The organism is Heyndrickxia sp. FSL W8-0496 (genome assembly GCF_038007825.1).
Classification (GTDB): Bacteria; Bacillota; Bacilli; order Bacillales; family Bacillaceae_C; genus Heyndrickxia; species Heyndrickxia oleronia.
On record NZ_JBBOXX010000001.1, the window covers coordinates 4,900,371 to 4,919,902 of the forward strand.

The window sequence follows — 19,532 nt, forward strand, 5'->3', positions numbered from 1 at the left end:
TCTACCTATCGGAGGTTCATTTATGGTCTATCAATCTCGAATTTTTCATTTATTCAAACCAGCTACGACTTTCTATCAACTCCAAAAAGCTGAAACCATTTATAGCCTAAAATGGAGAATACTATTACTGTTTTTCCTTAGTACAGTCATTTTCGCCGTTCAAGGATACTATGGAATCGGTTCTTCTTCAATTTCGACCACATTAACATTAGATCCTAGAAATATTTACGAATGGCATAAAGCTCTATTTATTATAGGAAAATTACTATCAGGAATAGCATATGCCTCCTGCATATTATTTGTACCAGCATTATTATTCAATATGATGACAGAAGTATCATTTTATAAGCTAGTTGTTCTACAGGTATTTGTCCTGTTCATCCTCTTAATTGAGCAAATAACCTACATCCCCTTGTTACTATTGCTTCATTTGGATTGGTATTCCTCTCCACTTTCTTTCGGGATCATTGGACAATATATCACGAAGATACCTTTTCTCATTGCCTTATTTGGCTGTATTTCTATCTTTAAAATCTGGGGAATGTATATTCAATTTACGGGATTGAGAGTCCTGTCTGAAATGAAACGTTTACCGTTATTCGCAATAGTATTCATTATCAATCTATTATTTTGGGGAATTTCTGCATTACTTACTTATATCGATTTCTATCGCTTATTATAAGGTTGGTGAAGATCATGAAAAAATGGCCATATCTTCTTGCTCTTGCAATTATTTTCATAGGGATAAACCTTTTTTTACTAGAAAAGAAAGATAGTAAAGTAGCTCAATTACACTTCGTTCCAAAGTGGGATATGGTAAAAAAAGAGAGTTTAGTACAATCATTCTCAAGTAATGGAGTAGTTATCCCTTCTGAAACACATCATGTATATATAGATAAAGAGGTAGGTTTTAATCAGTTTTTAGTAAAGGAAGGCGACGTAGTAGAGACAGGAACCCCTTTGTTCGAATACTCTACTTCTACTATAGAAAAGCAGCAAAAATTGCTTGATGCAGAAATTGAACGCTTAGAGAAGGAAATAGAAAGTATTGATGCATCTATCCAGAACCTAGAGGCAATGCTATCTTCTGCTGAAACAGACGAAAAAGCCTTAGAAAACAAGGATGATCAAATTCAAGTAGTACCCAAAACTGCGTCCTACTCCATTAAACTGGAGATAAACGATAAGGAACTTACAAAAGAAAAGCTCGAACAGCGTATCGATCAATACAATGATCAAAAATCAGGTTATAATGATGAAGCATCGAATTTAACTATCGTTAGTGATACAGCAGGGATCGTTAAAAAAGTAGCCTACGATTTAAATAATCCGGTCATTACTATCGTTTCATCGCAACCTATTATTCAAGGGTATTTATCAGAACAACAGCAGTCAAAAGTGAAAAGTGGGATGCAGACGCTAACTACCACCCATCTTATAAAAGGTAAAATGAAGGGCGTCATAGAAAAAGTAGGAACTACTCCAAAGAATGATCCAGAAGTTGATAAACAATCAGTTTATCCTTACGAAATAGCTTTAGATAAACCCAATTCTAAATTACAGGTTGGCTACCATGTAAAGTCGAACATTATTACAAAAGAAATAAAAGATGCTAAGGTTATACAAAAAAATAGCGTCGTCCATCAGAAAAATAAAGAATTTATTTGGTCATTAGACCATGGTCTAATCAAGAAAAAGGAAATTCAAAAAGGATTGCAAGTTGATAAAAAGCAACAAATTAAAGATGGAGCAAATATTGGTGACTTATATATCACAAAACCCCATCAAATTAAGAAACCTGGGGAATTTATTACGTCTCTAAACATCACTAAAATAGATAAGCAAGCAATAAAAACAGTTGGATTAAAATCCTCGATTAAATATATACTGATTGGTTTAATGCAAAAATAAGAATAAGAGCGCTGAAAAAGATGGCGCTCTTATTCTTTTTAACATATGGCATCATAAAAGAATATTTTAGCGCCAACCTCAAAAGCTAAAGAATAAAACGGATGAGGTGGCACCTTATGAAAATATTGCTATCGGTATTATCTTTATTATCGTTACTCTTCTATTCATCACCATTCTTCGCAAGAGCAAGTGAACAAACTCCTAAAAAAGTGATATTTATGGTCATGGATGGAACTAATTCAGATGTAATTACATTATCTCGCTGGTTTAAAGGTCATCCACTTGCGCTTGACAGTATTCTTGTAGGCGGTGTACAGACGTACTCCTTACGATCCGGAATTACTGACTCAGCTGCTGCCGCAACTGCAATGGCCACAAGTAAAAAAACTGTCGAGGATATGATTGGTATGATTCCTTATATGGATCGAGAAATAGGCTCTATTGCACGTCCAACATCCACTATACTGGAAGCAGCGAAACAGAAAGGAATGGCCACAGGAATTGTTGCTACATCCCCTATTCAACATGCAACACCTGCAGCATTTTCGGCGCATTCTAACTCAAGAAATGATTATGATGACATTGCAGAACAACAGGTTTATCAAGACATGGATGTTGTATTAGGTGGGGGCAAAATGGCCCTTCTTCCAAAATCAACGAACCCGAGTAGTTTACCACAACACTTATCTGGAATAGGGTCAACACTTCCACTGTATCGAAAAGATGGAGAAAATTTAATTCAAATACTCAAAAAGAAAGGATATCAATACATCGAAACAAAAAAACAGCTCAATTCTGTATCCAGTTCTAAAATTTGGGGTACTTTTGCTACAGAGGATATTGCATATGAGTTTGACCGCAAACGTTTAGCTCCTCAGCAACCTTCGTTAGCACAAATGACGAAAAAAGCAATCAATGTATTATCAAAAAATCCCAACGGCTTCTTTCTCTTTATAGAAGGGAGTAAAATAGACTGGGCAGCTCATAAAAATGATCCAGTTGGGATGATAAGTGAAGTTCTATCCTTTGATTCAGCAGTTAAAGAAGCTTTGGATTTTGCAAAAAGAGATCAGAATACCCTTTTAATCGCTGTAACGGATCACGGAAATAGCGGGCTAACGATGGGAAACACTAATACGAATCATTCTTATTATAAAATGCCTGTATCAAAATTTATTGATCCATTAAAAAAAGCTAAATTTACTTTAGCAGGCTCCATTTCCCGATTAAAAAAGGATAAATCAAACTTAAAGAAAATAGCACAAGATTATGGCTTAAACCCACTTTCAAAGCAAGATTATAAGCGATTAAAAACAGCCAAGAATCTAGAAGATGAAATGGCTAACCAATTAGCCAAACGGGCAAATTTAGGCTTTACTACTAAGGGACATACCGGTGAAGATGTATTCTTATATGCTTATGGACCAAATAAACCCACAGGATTAATTAACAATACAAAAATTCCCAAAATAATCGCTTCTTTCTTACAGGTTGAGTCCTTTCAAAAACTAAACAAACTTCTTTTTGTTGATGCCGCGGACTATTATGAAAAAAAGGGATATCTTACTAAAATCGATCGCTCTAATAAAGAAAATCCAGTATTTATTGCTAAAAAAAACAATGAAACAATCAAATACCCTGCAAACAAAAATATTAAAGTTTTCAATGAAAATGTTGTAGAATTAGATGGAATTACTATTTGTAACGGAAATAAGTTCTGGATCAGTATTTTAGAAAAGCAAAAAGGTGCGGGTCCACTCCCTCATCCTATACCATAAAGGGAATGTATTGTCACATTAACTTAATAAGGAGGTGTTTTATTTGCCAGTAGATATCAAACTAATAGGAGAAGAATTGCAAAAAGCATTAGATCCTAACAATGAAAATCATCAGAAACTTATCCAAAAAGGATTGCTGTTATACCGGCAACAGCTTGTATATCAAAAGAAAACATCTCAATCGTCAATAACTGCTAAAGTACAAGATGTAACCCCTGTAGAGGTTGTCTTGCAAAATGATTTAAATTCTAGCCACTGCTCTTGCCCTATAGAAGGGATCTGCCGCCATCAGCTGGCACTTTTCTTTTCTACCTATAGTGAAACTGGCAGTGTTTTTGAATGGGTACAGGATTGGAAAAAGAACGATTCATCCAAACAGATTTTACAAGGAATGAAAAGAGGGAGTGACTTATTAAAAGCAAAAACTCCTGCTGGAGTAGATGATGGTGTAGAAAGCTGGTTAAACCGTTTCCAACAAGCCTATCAAGGAATTGATATAAACAATGAATTTGTATTGGAGGTTTCGTGTAAGAATAAATATCGAAGTTTGATTGAATCGAGCCCTTCTCTACGAGAATGGAAACCACTATTCCAGCTATTTGCAGCGTATGAGTCAATAAAAATCGTAAATAGCATTTGCTCTTCTCAGCATATACGAACATTCAAGCGATATTTTGATTATATGCTGGATGAAGCAGATGAAGCGTTAAAAGTTCTCTCTGTAGCGGCAGCACCTTTCGCATTTGATGAGTATTTAAGGTATTTGCGTGAGGACTGTATTTTTTTACTACAAGAACCTACATATTATGAATTAGAACTTGTTGAATTATATCAATTGTTATGGACATTATTATTTAAACAATCCATTTGGCGCAAATTAGAGCATAAACGCTTAAATGACATTATGGAAGACGATCAATCCAAACGTGTTAAAATTGGCTACATACATATTTCGATTCTATGTGGTTATGACAATCTCGCATTAGATGAGATACAAAAATACGGATCAGAAATCTCATATTTCTCATCATACTGGCTTAAGTATTTAAGTGAACAAAAACCTCAGGACCGATTTTACCAATACGTAAATACAATATCTGCATTTATTCCGGAGTATTTAGAAACGGAAAATGAATATGACCGTCTTGTCTTTATTCGCTCATTTTTTCAAAACATTGATGAGGGTTCCTTAGCAGATCAGAACCCACTCTTATTAGAAAAAATCTATATCCAAGCATTACCCCATACTTATTATCAATTTAGTGATCATTTATTTCGACAAGAAAAATATAAGGAATGGGTTGAATTACAGCAGTATAAAGGGATCGAGTTAGAATTTATCGATCGTGGCAAATTGGATATTATCTCCAAAAATAATCCTAGTTTACTTATGCCACTTTATCACGATGCAGTGGAATTTTCCATTTCAAATCGTAATAGGGACTCATATAAAAAAGCGGTAAAATATTTAAAAAAACTTAGGACTATCTATAAAAAGGAAAAAATGACGGATTTTTGGGATACTTATCTTGAAAATTTATTACTTAAGACGAAGAGACTACGTGCGTTTCATGAAGAATGCAAAAGGGGCAAATTGATCGATGCTTAAAACAATGATGCTAAAGGTTCAAATCAAACCTTTAGAAGATGGACGGTTCTTTATCTATGTCAAAGATATAAATCAATCCTTTGTTCACCCTAATGATTGGAGAAAACAATTATTTATATGGCATAAAGAAAGCTATTTTGGAACTTCCTTGGATATTGAAACATTACAAGGTGTAGATGGCATTACATTAAATAGCTGGGAGCTTTTAACTTTATTAGCAAATGAAAATTTCAGCTCCATTATTCAATGGGACTGGGATGAAGTAGGACAAATGTTTCTTGGTGTTGCTTATACAATGTATGAAGCTATACGCTCTGGGTCCTTTTCCCCGCTTTTTTCTAAAACTGATCCGGTCATCCAGTGGCCACTACCCCCTTATGTGAAGGAGGACTTCCATGAATCGTTCTGGACTCAGACAATAAATGACACAACTGTATTAAAAATGGTCGAACATTGGTTTCAATCTGCAGTTGAAAACTATTATTTATCAAACCCAAAATTAAAGCAGAAAGTATCCTCTTTAATCCATTCAAACTTATTACCAGAGGAGCTTACTTCCTATTTTAGTGACCAGAGTTTTCAACAGTGGGTGGCATTAGAAAATAAGTTACCCTTCCATATCGGATTACGCTTAACAGAGCCCGAAATGGAAGATGAGCCTTGGAAATTAGAAACAATTCTCCGCGATCGTAAAATAACGGATCGTTTATATCCAATAACAAATTATCCTGATAAGTGGAGAAAATTTCAAGAAGATATAATAGAAGAACAGCTTAGGTGGATCAAGCTTTTTCCTTGGCTAAAAGATGGAAACGGATTAACAGACCAGCTAGACGAGGATCAGGCATGGAGTTTTTTAACCGATGTCAGTGAGAAACTTCTAGTACTAGGTGTTGAAATCTTACTACCATCTTGGTGGATAGCTATGAAGGATGCACAAATCACTCTCAAAGCAAAAGTAAAACAATCAAGCGCTAGCTACCGACCGTCATTTGTCGGACTAAATGCAGTGGTAGATTTTGATTGGCGTTTATCTGTTAACGGTTCGGAACTATCCGAGGCAGAATTTCAGCAAATGATTGAAAGTAAACGGAGATTAATCAAAGTCAATGGGGAATGGGTAAGATTAGACCCTAAAATGATTAGACAGTTACAAGAGCTCATGCAACGTGCTCAGAAAGAAGGATTAAGAGTTCGTGACATTCTTGAACAAGAATTCATAGAAAATGATGAGGAAGCAGTGGAGGATTATGACCCAAAAGCATTTGCTAAAATACAAATTGAACTAAACCGGTCTATTAAAACACTTATAAATCAACTGACCGATATGAATAATATCCCTGAGACCTCTATTCCTCAGGATTTTCAAGGCGAATTACGTCCATATCAAGTTCAAGGATTTAGTTGGTTAACCTTTTTAAGAAAATACCAATTTGGGGCAATTTTAGCTGATGACATGGGTCTTGGGAAGACGGTTCAGTTACTTACATACTTATTACATGTGAAGCAAACCACTCCTGCAAATGGACCCGCACTAATTATTTGTCCAACATCAGTGCTTGGAAATTGGCAAAAAGAGTTTGAGCGATTTGCCCCAAATATGAATGTAGTATTGCATTATGGTCCTAACCGTTTTAAAGGAGATGGATTTATTCAGTCACTTCATAATGTTGATATCATTTTAACAACCTATGGCTTATCCCATCTTGATTTTGAAGATTTATCACTTATTGAATGGAGTACGATTGCCATTGATGAGGCCCAGAATATTAAAAATGCAGGGACAAAGCAATCACGAGCTATCCGTAAATTAAAAGGCAGTCACAAAATCGCATTAACCGGAACACCCATGGAGAATCGTTTATCCGAATTATGGTCGATATTTGACTTCACGAACCACGGATTCCTTGGGACATTCTCTCAATTTCAAAAAAAATATATTTTACCAATTGAGAAGGATGGCTCTGTAGAAAAAATACGTGAACTACAAACAATCATTCGACCGTTCCTACTAAGAAGGACAAAGAAAGATCCTGAAGTCGAACTCAATTTACCAGATAAAATTGAGGAGAAAGAGTACTGTCCGTTAACGACCGAACAAGCCTCTCTCTATGAACAGCTTATTCGCGATACTTTTGATGAAATTGACAAATTATCAAGCTTTGAAAGGAAAGGGCTCATTTTAAAAATGTTAGGCCATCTAAAACAATTATGTAACCACCCAGCTTTATATTTAAAAGAAGAGGAACCTAAGCATATTGAAAAACGTTCCCACAAAATTGAAAAGCTTATCGAGCTTCTTTCAACAATTTTAGAGGCGCAGGAAGGCTGTTTAATTTTCACCCAATATATTGGGATGGGGAAAATTATTCAACAAACACTAAAACGGCATTTCCAACTAAATGTCCCATTTTTAAATGGAAGTATGCCGAAAGCAAAACGAGACGAATATGTACAGGCGTTTCAAAATGGCGAATTTCCAATCTTCCTTATATCATTAAAAGCGGGAGGTACAGGGTTAAACCTTACTGCAGCCAATCATGTCATTCATTATGATCGGTGGTGGAACCCAGCAGTAGAAAATCAAGCAACTGACCGTGCTTATCGGATAGGTCAAAACCGTTTTGTTCACGTTCATAAATTTATTACAACCGGTACACTAGAGGAAAAGATTGATGCCATGCTCGAAAAGAAACAAGCGCTAAATGATGAGATCATCCAAAGTGATAATTGGATTACAGAACTTTCAAATGTAGAATTACAACAATTACTTTCCCTTTCATAAAACAAATAATTGGGGCAACCTGAAAAGGGGGATCATCATACACCAATTGAATCAAAATTTTGTCTGCTTTCTTAATTTAATGAATGGTGGTGTATGACTCCTTTTTTCAGACAGCCCCATATTTTATGAGGAGGCATCGGAGGTTCTATTTTTTCTTTTTATCTGATGAGGAGGAAATTGGAGAATATCTTTTGTTTAGATAGTAATATTTTGATTAGCATCATTTAGTTGTTTCTCTAGATAATTAGTTTGTATTGAAAGATTAACAGCACGTTGATTGACTTTTCCTAAAATAAGGATTAGGTCTTCTACCACTTTCTCTAATTTTTCTATTCTCAACTTTAATTCATCCATCCCAATGTCCTTTCTATTTATGATGTGTGCAGTTCCCTATCTTCTGACGGTTTACCACCTAGAAATTGTACTGAATTTGCAACAACCTCTGTTACATACACCCTCTTTCCTTCTTGATTTTCATAGTTTCTCGTTTGAATCTTCCCAACAAGTCCTAAAATAGAACCCTTAGAACAATATTTAACTGTATTTTCTGCAGCTTTATTCCATAGCGTACAAAGGACAAAATCCGCATCATATTCACCGGAACTATTTTTATATTGACGATTTAAGGCAAGTGTTACATTTGATACAGCTTTCCCCTCCATTGTATAGCGCAGCTCCGGATTTTTTGTTAATCTACCTACTAATGTCACTTGATTTAACAAACATCAATCATCTCCTTTTCTTTATTTGACCTTATCATATCTAGATTTATTCAATTGGTAAAATGATGGAAATATAGTTATGCAGTTAGAATTTGTTATAAAATGGTGAAATTTGAACGCGAAAAGTCCATTTTTAATTACATGAATGTAATAAAATACTTTTATTCATGCCTTTTCAGGTTCTTAATATATTATGGTATAATTTTGACAAATAACTTAGGAGGAATTTCAATGAAGACCTTCAAAATTGTTTCATTACAGGTCATTGATAATGAAAATATAATAGACATCGTATTAGAAGATGGATTAATTATTAATAAAGAGGATGGAAAAATGACTTGGCTAATCGAAGCATATACAGATAAAAAATATTACGATTTTTTCCGGACAGCTCAACAAATGACCAATGATTTAAAGGTACAAGTCATTATAACAAATGAAGCGAATGATCCAGCTCCATTTAGAACCCACATCCGCTGTATAAAACTATTTGAAAAAAATATGAGTGTGTTACTTGAAGGCCATTTAAATGTAAAGAGAAACGAATATGCGGAGTTATTATTAAACGAGTTGGTGCAAGAGGGCTTTGCGGGTGACAATTTATTAACAGAATTTAAAAATCGAATGCGTAAAAAGACTAAATATCCAGTATCAAAAAATAATTGATATCGGATTATATAAAAAGCTCTATCAGCTCCTGCCGTTGAGCTTTTTATAATGTTTCACTATCTTAAAAATGAATGTCAAAAGGCTCTTTTCTACTATATGTTACTTTAAAAAAATCATTTAGGAATATTCTAATATCCTAATAAGGTTCTTAACAGCCATGCGAAAAGAGCCTTTATAAAAAAGCTCACAAGTTATATCTATTTGGTTTTGCTTTTCAGAGAATTAATTAAAAACTTCGCTTCCATCTTGCAAGAATAGGAGTCCTTATTGTTATGCTTCCGTTGAAGGTTTTCAATGGTTTTCATTTGTTCATCTGTTGGTGCTTCTGAAAGGATTTTCTGAATGGTTTCGTTAATCTTGGCAGCTAATTCCTCATGGAAGGAAGGATCCTTTTTAATATCATCACTCAACTTATCGTACCAAGAGGCATGTTCATTTATATACACTTGCCATTGTTTAATAAAATCCTCTATATTATACTTTTTTTCATCCCAACCAATTTTCTCCATATATTGTTCAAAAACGGTTGAAATAGATCGAGAGATACTTATCTTCAATCCTGATGGTAATGAATGTAACATCTATGTAAAATACCCCCTAAATAATAGATTATTTAGACCATTTTCTACTATATCATAATTAAACACCTTGCAACAGGCATAATCACATTAACATTATTGTAAATCTTGGTAAATAGAAAAGGAACACTATTTATGAATTTTACTCTATTTTTTAATATTGAGCAACTATTTATAAATTACTGCATTATTTACAATAAAAAGCAGGGACACCCCTGCTTTTTATTTCTTATTATTATCTTTATCTTTATTGTTATTCATATTTATATCTGTATCATCTTTATCAATTTTATTATCAGTATCATTTGTATCAGTATCATTAAGGTCATTCGATTTATCGTTTAAATCACTGTCATGTAACTTATTATCATCCACATCAGTACCATCGCCAGTATCGTTATTGTCATCATTAACATCAGGGGTATTATGATCATTTACATCATTTTTATCAACATCATTTACCCCATTATTATCGTTGGGCGGTGGAGGATTTTGATTATCATTATTTGCACACCCTACAAGCATAAGTGCAGTAAGTACTGTTGCACCAAATAGTTTTATGAACTTTGTCATTTCGCTAATCCCCTTCCAAATGTTCTTCATTATGAATTTAATTTATGACCTGATATTACTATTCCCAATTGTCATAACTCCATTCAATACTTTAGTAGCAAAATACAAATGGTGCTAACTTCGTATAGTTTGTTGCTTTATAAAAATCTACAACCAGCTTTTACACCTAATAAAGGCTTCAGCGATTCTTATAAAAGTTTGCAGCTCTTGTTTCATTAAAATGAAGGGATTAACGATACGCAACCTATATGTATAGTCAAAAACTTTACCTAAATAGCCTCTATAAATAAAAAAACAATATAAAAAGAGAGATCTACCTCAAAACAGATCTCTCCTTTCAATTATTTCTCTAATGCAAACATCATTTCTGCTTCACAAACAAGCTCGCCGTTTACAGTTGCAATGCCCTTTCCCTTGCCAATTGGCCCTTTAAAACGGATCATCTCTACCTCTAGTCTTAATTGATCACCAGGCTTAACCTGGCGCTTAAATCGGCATTTATCTATACCTGTAAAGAAAGCAAGTTTTCCACGATTTTCTTCTTTTTTTAACATCGCAACTCCACCTACTTGTGCAAGTGCCTCTACAATTAAAACACCCGGCATAACTGGATATTCCGGAAAATGTCCATTAAAAAAATCCTCATTGCCTGTTACATTTTTAATCCCTACCGCACTCTTTCCTTCTTCAACTTCTAAAATCCGATCAACTAGTAAAAATGGATAACGATGCGGTATAATCTCTTTTATTTGTTTAATATCTAACATTACAATAATCTCCTTTATTCATGTTTAGATTTTTAAGCTCTTTTCACAAACATTTAACTAATTAAGTAAAGTATTACCTAAATAACTATTGGCTATAGACTGCGATACCTTTCATTTCTTTGAGGAAAGAGCTACAAACTCCATAAGAATCGCTGAACTGAATCCTTTATAGAATGTAGAAGCCACCAGTTAGGATTTTTCCAAATGCCAAACTATTCGAAAACAGCCATTTTTTTTAGGTAAACCTAAAAAGGAAAGGAATCATCCTTTCCTACTTTTTTTTCACTAAATCAATTATATGGGTCCAGGTTGACTTTTTCAATGCATCCATCGGATTTCCATCACCAATCACCCCATAGCCAACAACAACACCCGCAAGTAAACTAGCAACCAAAGCTATGACAACAATTATTATTCTTAACCAAATAGGGATAAGGCGAATACGAATTTTTCGCTTTTCCTTCATTGATGGCTTGTTTTTTAACTTTTCTTTTTTTAATTGTTCACGAGTTTTCGGACTTTCGTGGATTTCCTTTTCCATCATTGAAAAAACCCCTTTAAACTGAACCTCTTTAACGAATTCCGTTAACTAGACCCATCATCTGATCAGATAACGAAATTGCTTTAGATTGAAATTGATAGGATCGTTGAACATTAATCAAGTCTGTCATTTCTTTACTTAAATTAACATTAGAGCCTTCTAAAGCTCCTTGTTGAATCGAAACTTGATTTCTCAATGGTCCAACTAGTTCGGTTAGGATCTCATTAACCGTTGCCCCAGCATTTGCAGGTACTCCAAGTAAATTCTCGCCCATCTGTTCTAGAAACTGAGGCTTCTTAACAGATACAATGCCAAGATTAAATTCCTGCTTTTGTCCATTCGTTAAGGTCACTTCAAACCTTCCGTCAGATGAAAATGTATATTGACTACTATTCCCACTAATCGAAATCATTTGGTTATTTTCGTCTAAAACTGGATAGCCCTCACTATTAACTAAAAGCATCTCATTTTGATTTATCGGTGACAAATATAGTGCACCGTCACGTGTATAACGAATATTACCTTCTCCATTATTATCAACTAATACTTTCATATATTGACTCTCATTAGTAAAGGCAATATCTAAAGGTCTACCCGTTTGTTTTAAGCTTCCCTGTTTTGTCACCATTTGTGACTGTGCAAGCTTAGCTCCCACACCTACACGTATTTCATTAGGAGTTAATCTCCCTATTTCCTCATTCTTATTCGGTTGATTATTAAATGATTGAGCTAAAAGGTCGGTAAATGTAGCTTCTCTTTTTTTGAAGCCATTTGTATCAATATTAGCAAGATTATTACTAATGATGTCAAGTTGTTTTTGCAATTGGTTCATTGTATTCGATGCGACAATCATTGATCTATTCACAGTTATATTCCCTCACATTGCATTCTATTAGCCATTCACTCTTCCTATTTCATTTACCGTTTTCTCCATACTCCGGTCATATGCCTGTAATACCTTCTGATTGGCTTCAAAAGACCGGTAAGCAGAGAGCATTTCTGTCATTGTTTGTGATACATCAACATTCGATCTCTCTATATATCCTTGTTGAATACGGAATTGATTATCTACAGCGTTTGGAAGTTGCTCCTCGTTCTCTGTACGATATAATCCATCGCCTTCTTTCATAAGGGCATCTGGATTATTGGTATATGCAATCCCTAATCGACCTACTTGGTTACCATTAGAAGTTATTACCCCGTTATTACTCACAGTAAATTGATCATCAGGTAGTTGAATGGGTCTGTTCTGGTCATTTAATACATAAAGGCCGCTAGCTGTAGTTAAAAAGCCATCAGAATCAATTGTAAAATTCCCATTCCGTGTATATTTTACTTGTCCACTAGCATCCTGAACTTTAAAAAATGATGAGCTTGTATTCCCATTTAAATCTATAAGTGCTAAATCTGTTTTTAATTCCGTCTCTTTTAAATCACCTTGTAAAAACTTAGGAATCGTTTCCTGCATGTAAACCCCGGTATTTAGCCCACCAATTGGTTGAAACTTAGATAGTGATAACGAGTCATTTACTGGTAAGCTTTTTGAATCAAGTCTTTGCAAAAGCATTTCAGGAAATGCTCGAATCATTGATTGATCACTCTTATATCCAGGTGTATTTGCATTAGCCATATTATTAGTAAGTAAATCTGTTTTTCTTTGCTGTGTAATCATCCCTGATGCAGCAGTATAAAAACCCCTTAGCATATTAGTTACACCTCTTCATTCATCTACTGTATATTAAATGATTCTTCCTTTTGCAATTTTATCCATGTTCTCAAGCATAATACCAGTACCAATTGCAACAGAATCCATAGGCTCTTCAGCAACTAATACAGGCACTTTTAACTCTTCTGAAAGTAATTGATCAATACCGTGTAGTAAGGCTCCACCACCAGTTAAAATGACACCACGATCAATAATATCAGCTGATAGCTCAGGAGGAGTTTTCTCTAATACATTTTTAGCTGCCTGAACAATTACAGATATGGATTCTCGTAGGGCTAACTCAACCTCTTTTGAATTAACAGTAATTGTTCTCGGAAGACCAGTTACCATATCACGACCGCGAATCTCCATCTCTTCATGTCTAGAACCAGGAAAGACAGTTCCAATATTTATCTTTATATTTTCCGCTGTGCGCTCACCGATTAAGAGCTTGTATTCCTTTTTAATATATTGAAGAATCTCATTATCAAATTTATCCCCTGCCATCTTAATAGATGCTGACGTAACAATATCCCCCATAGAAAGTACCGCAACATCTGTCGTACCACCACCGATGTCTACGACCATATTCCCGCTAGGCTGAAATATATCCATTCCTGCACCAATGGCTGCTACTTTTGGTTCCTCTTCCAAGTAAACCTTTTTACCGCCACTTTTTTCAGCAGCTTCTCTAATTGCCTTTTGCTCAACACTTGTGATATTCGTTGGGCAGCAAATAAGAATTCTTGGTTTTGATAAGAACCCCTTCACATTTAACTTATTGATAAAATGTCTTAGCATGGTTTCGGTTACATCAAAATCTGCAATAACTCCATCTTTCAATGGACGAATGGCAACAATATTTCCTGGTGTTCTTCCGACCATCCTACGTGCTTCTTCTCCAACTGCCAAAACTTTATTAATATTTTTATCGATAGCTACTACAGATGGCTCATTTAATACAATTCCTTGCCCTTTTACGTGGATCAATACATTTGCCGTTCCTAAGTCAATTCCAATATCCTTTGCAAACATGAAATGAAGCTCCTTCCATCATCTTTCCTGCGATTTTTTTTATTTATGTAAAGTTTTATATGTACAAAATTTTTTATTTCCCTAAGTTAATATTCTAGCATATTTTTGTCGATATTAGGAATGAATTGTCATAAATTTATGTTTAAAATTTGGAAAATTTTTATGAAACTTTTCCTTTATCAATAGGAAAATGCACCTATTCTATATTTTTTCGAAATAATTTTACATCATTATTGATAATATGGATTATCTACTAGTTCTACAGAGTCCACTATATAAATTAAGAAGCAACCTTATTAGATTGCTTCTTAATTTATTAATTACTTTGTAATTCTTCCTTTTTATATTTTTGTTTCGTGGCTTCTCCACCACGAAGATGGCGAATTGATTTATGATAATCTAATATTTCTTTTACCTCATTAGCTAGTTCAGGATTTATTTCTGGTAATCGTTCAGTTAAATCTTTGTGGACAGTACTTTTGGACACGCCAAACTCCTTCGCAATGACGCGAACTGTTTTTCTCGTCTCCACGATATACTTTCCAATCTTGATAGTTCTCTCTTTGATGTAATCGTGCACACCGCTCGCCCTCCCTAAATTGGATGTGTGAGAAGTGTGAAATGAGACTCGCTCTTATAATGAATATGCTAGTTTCCGCGTGTGAGATTTGCAATTTTATAAAGAAATTCTCAAAAGCGGCAGAAAGTTATTAATAACTTTCCATTTTACAATGACTAATCAAGTACGCAACTATATCTATAGGAAATGGGTTAACGATTCCTCACCTCAAACCTCTCTTTGTTTTTGTCAAGTTTGTAACATTTTATTAGCTTGGATAAAAATATATGCACAAAAACAATAATAAGGACAAGACTAATGTAAATATTTCTGAAAAATATAATAAAACAATTTATATTATGTAGTTTTATTTCCAAATAAAAAAAGGGGTATATCCCCTTTTTTGTAGTTGTTAACCTTGTGAATCTTTGTTTTCTGTTTGATCCAATGCATCATTTTTCTTATTTTCGCCATCTGATGAATTGGATTTGCTTTCGTCGGCTTCTCCATTTACATTTTCATTATTTTGCTCTTCCTTCACATTTTCCTTCATGACTTCTTTAATGGAAGAAAGTGGTTCTCCAAAATAAGATACAGGATTTACCGGAACATTATCTTTTCTAATTTCGAAATGCAAGTGTGTTCCAGCCTCTTGGTTTAATTGACTAGTATTGGAGGTAGCAATTACTTGACCTTGCTTTACTTTATCTCCTACACTTACTTTAATGTCTTTAACCGATTGATATTGAGTCACAACACCATCATCATGCTTAATTTCTATTACATTTCCTAATAAATCATCATTTTGTATATTAGAAACTGTACCGCTTAATGCAGCTGCTACTTGGAATTCCTTTTTGTCCTTCATCGTAATATCAATACCACGATTTGGTTCATAAGTAGATCCATAAACTATCATCGCAGCCTCTTGCTTCTCTTCTGATGCATTTGCGTCATAGAATTCTTTTTCAATTTGGGCCTGCTTTTCATTTTTTACTGGCCACTTGAAGTTTTCTACAGATTTGTTTACTTCAACCGCAGGATTTTTATATCCATCTTTGCCTAGTTTATCCCCTTGATAGCCAAATTCATCCTTTGCTGATTGATTTCCTGCTGATTGGTACCAAAAGATTGCTGTAATGATTAATGCAGCACTTGCTAGATAAATAGCAGGATAAACCCAACGCTTTTTAAAAAAGTTTTTTGTACCTTTTTTTCGAGAAGTTAGTTTCTTTTCTTCCTCTCTCATTTTCATCACCTCAGCAACCATTTTGAACACAAATGAGCAAATATATACATTATTTCGAAAAAAATTTTAAAGTCTTTAGTATTCGACATAGTTATTAAAAATATGCATTTTTTATTAAAGGCTTTTTCATATAGTTTGTGGCTTTTGTAAATGCCTCCTGCGGGCTTTTAGACCTAATAAAGTATCGGAGGGTTTGTAGCTCTTATCTCAGTGAAATGAAGGAGATTAGCGTTCTTAGCAGATATTTATTAGTAATAACTTTACCTATTTTGCAACATTGTTTGAGAAAAGTCCCTTAATAAAATGGTCATTTTGACAACAAAAAAATAGCTTGTAGACTTTACAAGCTATTTTTCATTTCTATTATTTTTTCGCTGTTACTTTTTCTAAAAACGGTTTAGTAGAATCAATTTGAACACCTTGGTAATAATGCTTTACAATTTCTTTATAGTTCATCCCCTTTTCAGCCATTCCATTTGCTCCATATTGGCTCATTCCCACTCCATGTCCGTAACCCTTCGTTGTTATAATTATATTATCCCCTTTTCTAATCCATTGAAAATCAGATGATCGCAGGTTTAACTTACTACGAACTTCTCTTCCAGTAAACTTCTTTCCCCCTATCATAACCGTGCTGACTCGTTTCCCTTTTGTTAATGATGTAATAGCCCCAATATCAGTTCCATTAAGTTTGACACCCAACTGACTTTCAAAATCAGTGACACTAATGGTTTTTTGGCTTTGAAATTTTGGTGAATTTTTATCCCAAGGGCTTTCTACACTTTTTAAATAAGGGATAGCACTAGACCAATACTCCTCAGAGTTTTCAGTAAACCCATTACTTGTTGAGAAAAATACGGCATCAATTGGCGTTCCGTTATATGTTAATATTTCACCAGATGTTGCTTTTACTGCATCTGTAATCTTTTTTAATCGCCAATTATATTCATCTCCCCATTGTTTTTTTAGCTCAGTTTTATTTTTGAAGACTTGATCACTGATCGTGTCTGTAATATTAGCCCCTTCAGGAAGGTCACTATTCCCACCTAATAACAGATGCCTAATAATAAACGTCCTTGCAGCTAAAGCTTGGGCCTTTAACGCTTCTTCTTCAAAGTCAGCATTCATCTCTGAGGCTACAACGCCTACAACATATTCTTCAAGAGGCAATGTTTCAACTTTTTGACTTTGATCCCGATATACTGACACCTCTATGGATGGTGTAACAATATTTGATTTTGGCTTTTTTACATTGTCATCAAGCTTGCCACTTGCTTTTCCGGAAGAGTAGGGAAGTACAAGTAGGGTTGGAATGGTGAAGGATACGACTAGAACAAGGACTGTAATAAGTATAATGAGTTTATATTGCTTCATGCTTGATGCCTCCTATATTTTTATACACTACATTCCATTCATATGGAGATGGACAAGCTTTTATGACAAGTAATTCTCGTACTTTGAAGGCTAAAACAAACACTTGCGGAAAACCATTTATTCTGTCTCGGCAAGAATAAGGATGATCTATTTTTAATTCGGTTCAAAATCTTTACATCATTTTCTGCTTTTTGTGTGGTACACACAGTTTTTATACACTACAACGAAAAATTTTATCATTTAGTGGACAACAAAAAAGAGCAAAGATTATTTTGCACTATGCAAATAATCTTTGCTCCTTCAAGAGGTCAATAACCATTATGAAAATCTTCTATTGGTTTAAATCTGTTCTGAAAGAAATTGTTTCGAGTCATTTGAAATTTCTACTTCATCATTAACACGTTCAATATCTGCTCCTAATGCAGCTAATTTATTATGGAAATTTAAATAACCTCGATCTAAATGTTTAAGTTCTGTCACTCTTGTATAACCTTCTGCCCTTAGGCCAGCAATAATTAGTGCTGCTGCAGCGCGTAAATCAGTAGCTGATACTTCTGCACCTTGAAGCTGACACGGACCATTGATTATTACAGAACGTCCTTCTATTTTAATATCAGAATTCATCCGACGAAACTCTTCAACATGCATAAATCTGTTTTCAAATACCGTTTCCGTTATCATTCCAGTACCTTCTGCAACGACTAGTAAAGACATCATCTGTGATTGCATATCTGTTGGAAATCCTGGATGTGGCATTGTTTTAATATCTACTGCTTTGAGCTTCTCTGGACCAATAACTCGTAGACCTTGATCTTCTTCAATGATCACTACACCCATTTCCTCAAGCTTAGCAATCAATGATGTTAAGTGCTCTGGAACTGCTCCTTTTACAAGTACATTCCCTCCTGTAATAGCAGCAGCGATCATAAATGTACCTGCTTCAATTCGATCAGGGATAATCGTGTGATCAGCAGCATATAGTCGTTCTACACCTTCAATACGAATGGTACCAGTTCCTGCTCCCTTAACGACCGCACCCATTTTATTTAGATAATTAGCTAAATCTACGATTTCTGGTTCCTTTGCACAGTTTTCAAGAGTAGTTACTCCATTAGCTAAAGTTGCAGCCATCATAATATTTTGCGTAGCACCAACACTTGGGAAATCTAAATAAATTTTAGCCCCGCGTAAACGCCCTTCTGATTCAGCCTCTATAAAACCATTTCCTACCTTTACTTTAGCACCCATAGCCTCAAAACCTTTAAGATGTAAATCAATCGGTCTTGATCCTATTGCACAACCACCAGGTAATGCTACACGAGCTCTTCCTGTTCTTGCTAATAATGGTCCCATAACAAGTACAGAAGCACGCATTTTACGTACATACTCAAATGGAGCCTCAATTAATAACTCTCTTGATGCATCTACAGTAATTTTATTTTCTTGAAACGTTACTTCGGCATTCAAATAGCGTAACACTTCACTAATTGTATATACATCGGAGAGTGATGGTACATCACGAATAACACTTATTCCTTCACTAGCTAACAATGATGCAGCGATAACAGGCAGTACAGCATTTTTTGCACCTTCAACTTGAACCGTACCGTTAAGCCTTTTTCCGCCGCGGACGATGATTTTTTCCAAAAGTATTCCCCTCCGCGTCCATTTTCTCTA

At 34.7% G+C, this 19,532-nt stretch carries 19 protein-coding genes; 6 read left to right on the forward strand and 13 right to left on the reverse strand.

Features of this window, described 5'->3' with window-relative positions:
- Positions 1-22 precede the first annotated feature (22 nt).
- From NST63_RS24890 to NST63_RS24910, 5 genes are all read left to right on the forward strand, one after another.
- Complete coding sequence (locus NST63_RS24890) at positions 23-682, forward strand: hypothetical protein (protein ID WP_212945111.1); 660 nt, start codon at positions 23-25, stop codon at positions 680-682.
- A 14-nt stretch (positions 683-696) separates the two neighbouring features.
- Positions 697-1,911: an efflux RND transporter periplasmic adaptor subunit gene (locus tag NST63_RS24895; RefSeq protein WP_212945110.1), complete on the forward strand. Its 1,215-nt coding sequence runs from the start codon at positions 697-699 to the stop codon at positions 1,909-1,911.
- Between the two features lie 116 nt (positions 1,912-2,027).
- Positions 2,028-3,689 carry an alkaline phosphatase gene (locus NST63_RS24900; RefSeq protein WP_341044000.1) on the forward strand — a complete coding sequence of 554 codons (1,662 nt, stop codon included), beginning with the start codon at positions 2,028-2,030 and terminating at the stop codon, positions 3,687-3,689.
- 43 nt (positions 3,690-3,732) lie between these two features.
- Positions 3,733-5,298: an SWIM zinc finger family protein gene (locus NST63_RS24905; RefSeq protein ID WP_341044001.1), complete on the forward strand. Its 1,566-nt coding sequence runs from the start codon at positions 3,733-3,735 to the stop codon at positions 5,296-5,298.
- Complete coding sequence (locus NST63_RS24910) at positions 5,291-8,083, forward strand: DEAD/DEAH box helicase (RefSeq protein ID WP_341044002.1); 2,793 nt, start codon at positions 5,291-5,293, stop codon at positions 8,081-8,083. The genes NST63_RS24905 and NST63_RS24910 overlap by 8 nt, the downstream gene beginning before the upstream one ends.
- A 195-nt stretch (positions 8,084-8,278) precedes the next feature.
- Here NST63_RS24910 and NST63_RS24915 read toward each other — a convergent pair whose 3' ends face one another.
- Positions 8,279-8,437, reverse strand: coding sequence for a hypothetical protein (locus tag NST63_RS24915; protein WP_158022243.1), 159 nt, complete (start codon positions 8,435-8,437; stop codon positions 8,279-8,281).
- 17 nt (positions 8,438-8,454) lie between these two features.
- A complete protein-coding gene (locus NST63_RS24920) occupies positions 8,455-8,805 on the reverse strand; it encodes a single-stranded DNA-binding protein (RefSeq protein ID WP_058005291.1) in 351 nt (116 codons plus the stop codon).
- Between the two features lie 231 nt (positions 8,806-9,036).
- On the opposite strand from NST63_RS24920, the gene NST63_RS24925 reads away from it, so the two are divergent.
- Positions 9,037-9,471, forward strand: a complete 435-nt coding sequence (locus NST63_RS24925; RefSeq protein WP_341044003.1) for a YwpF-like family protein — start codon at positions 9,037-9,039, stop codon at positions 9,469-9,471.
- Between the two features lie 200 nt (positions 9,472-9,671).
- On the opposite strand, the gene NST63_RS24930 is transcribed toward NST63_RS24925, so the two are convergent.
- The 11 genes from NST63_RS24930 to murA all read right to left on the reverse strand — a co-directional run bounded on the left by NST63_RS24930 (position 9,672) and on the right by murA (position 19,502).
- Positions 9,672-10,055: a hypothetical protein gene (locus NST63_RS24930; protein WP_058005289.1), complete on the reverse strand. Its 384-nt coding sequence runs from the start codon at positions 10,053-10,055 to the stop codon at positions 9,672-9,674.
- Positions 10,056-10,274: 219 nt separating this feature from the next.
- Complete coding sequence (locus NST63_RS24935) at positions 10,275-10,625, reverse strand: hypothetical protein (protein WP_212945105.1); 351 nt, start codon at positions 10,623-10,625, stop codon at positions 10,275-10,277.
- Positions 10,626-10,966: 341 nt separating this feature from the next.
- Positions 10,967-11,392, reverse strand: a complete 426-nt coding sequence (gene fabZ / locus NST63_RS24940) for a 3-hydroxyacyl-ACP dehydratase FabZ (protein WP_058005287.1) — start codon at positions 11,390-11,392, stop codon at positions 10,967-10,969.
- A gap of 271 nt (positions 11,393-11,663) precedes the next feature.
- Positions 11,664-11,936 (reverse strand): DNA-directed RNA polymerase subunit beta, encoded by a 273-nt coding sequence (locus tag NST63_RS24945; RefSeq protein ID WP_058005286.1) that lies wholly within the window; start codon positions 11,934-11,936, stop codon positions 11,664-11,666.
- A gap of 28 nt (positions 11,937-11,964) precedes the next feature.
- Positions 11,965-12,798 carry a flagellar hook-basal body protein gene (locus NST63_RS24950; protein ID WP_212945104.1) on the reverse strand — a complete coding sequence of 278 codons (834 nt, stop codon included), beginning with the start codon at positions 12,796-12,798 and terminating at the stop codon, positions 11,965-11,967.
- A gap of 27 nt (positions 12,799-12,825) precedes the next feature.
- Positions 12,826-13,638 (reverse strand): flagellar hook-basal body protein, encoded by an 813-nt coding sequence (locus NST63_RS24955; protein ID WP_278890818.1) that lies wholly within the window; start codon positions 13,636-13,638, stop codon positions 12,826-12,828.
- Between the two features lie 33 nt (positions 13,639-13,671).
- Positions 13,672-14,673 (reverse strand): rod shape-determining protein, encoded by a 1,002-nt coding sequence (locus NST63_RS24960; protein ID WP_058005283.1) that lies wholly within the window; start codon positions 14,671-14,673, stop codon positions 13,672-13,674.
- Positions 14,674-14,989: 316 nt separating this feature from the next.
- Positions 14,990-15,253 (reverse strand): sporulation transcriptional regulator SpoIIID, encoded by a 264-nt coding sequence (spoIIID, locus tag NST63_RS24965; protein WP_058005282.1) that lies wholly within the window; start codon positions 15,251-15,253, stop codon positions 14,990-14,992.
- A 391-nt stretch (positions 15,254-15,644) separates the two neighbouring features.
- Complete coding sequence (locus tag NST63_RS24970; RefSeq protein WP_341044005.1) at positions 15,645-16,481, reverse strand: M23 family metallopeptidase; 837 nt, start codon at positions 16,479-16,481, stop codon at positions 15,645-15,647.
- Between the two features lie 363 nt (positions 16,482-16,844).
- Complete coding sequence (spoIID, locus tag NST63_RS24975; RefSeq protein ID WP_212945101.1) at positions 16,845-17,855, reverse strand: stage II sporulation protein D; 1,011 nt, start codon at positions 17,853-17,855, stop codon at positions 16,845-16,847.
- A gap of 339 nt (positions 17,856-18,194) precedes the next feature.
- A complete protein-coding gene (gene murA, locus NST63_RS24980) occupies positions 18,195-19,502 on the reverse strand; it encodes a UDP-N-acetylglucosamine 1-carboxyvinyltransferase (RefSeq protein WP_071977539.1) in 1,308 nt (435 codons plus the stop codon).
- Positions 19,503-19,532 lie beyond the last annotated feature (30 nt).

Bases quoted from the DNA above. Each gene is read 5' to 3' on its own strand.
- NST63_RS24890 (WP_212945111.1), top strand. From the start codon at position 23: ATGGTCTATCAATCTCGAATTTTTCATTTATTCAAACCAGCTACGACT.
- NST63_RS24895 (WP_212945110.1), top strand. From the start codon at position 697: ATGAAAAAATGGCCATATCTTCTTGCTCTTGCAATTATTTTCATAGGG.
- NST63_RS24900 (WP_341044000.1), top strand. From the start codon at position 2,028: ATGAAAATATTGCTATCGGTATTATCTTTATTATCGTTACTCTTCTAT.
- NST63_RS24910 (WP_341044002.1), top strand. From the start codon at position 5,291: ATGCTTAAAACAATGATGCTAAAGGTTCAAATCAAACCTTTAGAAGAT.
- NST63_RS24915 (WP_158022243.1), bottom strand. From the start codon at position 8,437: ATGGATGAATTAAAGTTGAGAATAGAAAAATTAGAGAAAGTGGTAGAA.
- NST63_RS24925 (WP_341044003.1), top strand. From the start codon at position 9,037: ATGAAGACCTTCAAAATTGTTTCATTACAGGTCATTGATAATGAAAAT.
- NST63_RS24930 (WP_058005289.1), bottom strand. From the start codon at position 10,055: ATGTTACATTCATTACCATCAGGATTGAAGATAAGTATCTCTCGATCT.
- NST63_RS24935 (WP_212945105.1), bottom strand. From the start codon at position 10,625: ATGACAAAGTTCATAAAACTATTTGGTGCAACAGTACTTACTGCACTT.
- fabZ (WP_058005287.1), bottom strand. From the start codon at position 11,392: ATGTTAGATATTAAACAAATAAAAGAGATTATACCGCATCGTTATCCA.
- NST63_RS24945 (WP_058005286.1), bottom strand. From the start codon at position 11,936: ATGATGGAAAAGGAAATCCACGAAAGTCCGAAAACTCGTGAACAATTA.
- NST63_RS24955 (WP_278890818.1), bottom strand. From the start codon at position 13,638: ATGCTAAGGGGTTTTTATACTGCTGCATCAGGGATGATTACACAGCAA.
- NST63_RS24960 (WP_058005283.1), bottom strand. From the start codon at position 14,673: ATGTTTGCAAAGGATATTGGAATTGACTTAGGAACGGCAAATGTATTG.
- NST63_RS24970 (WP_341044005.1), bottom strand. From the start codon at position 16,481: ATGAGAGAGGAAGAAAAGAAACTAACTTCTCGAAAAAAAGGTACAAAA.
- spoIID (WP_212945101.1), bottom strand. From the start codon at position 17,855: ATGAAGCAATATAAACTCATTATACTTATTACAGTCCTTGTTCTAGTC.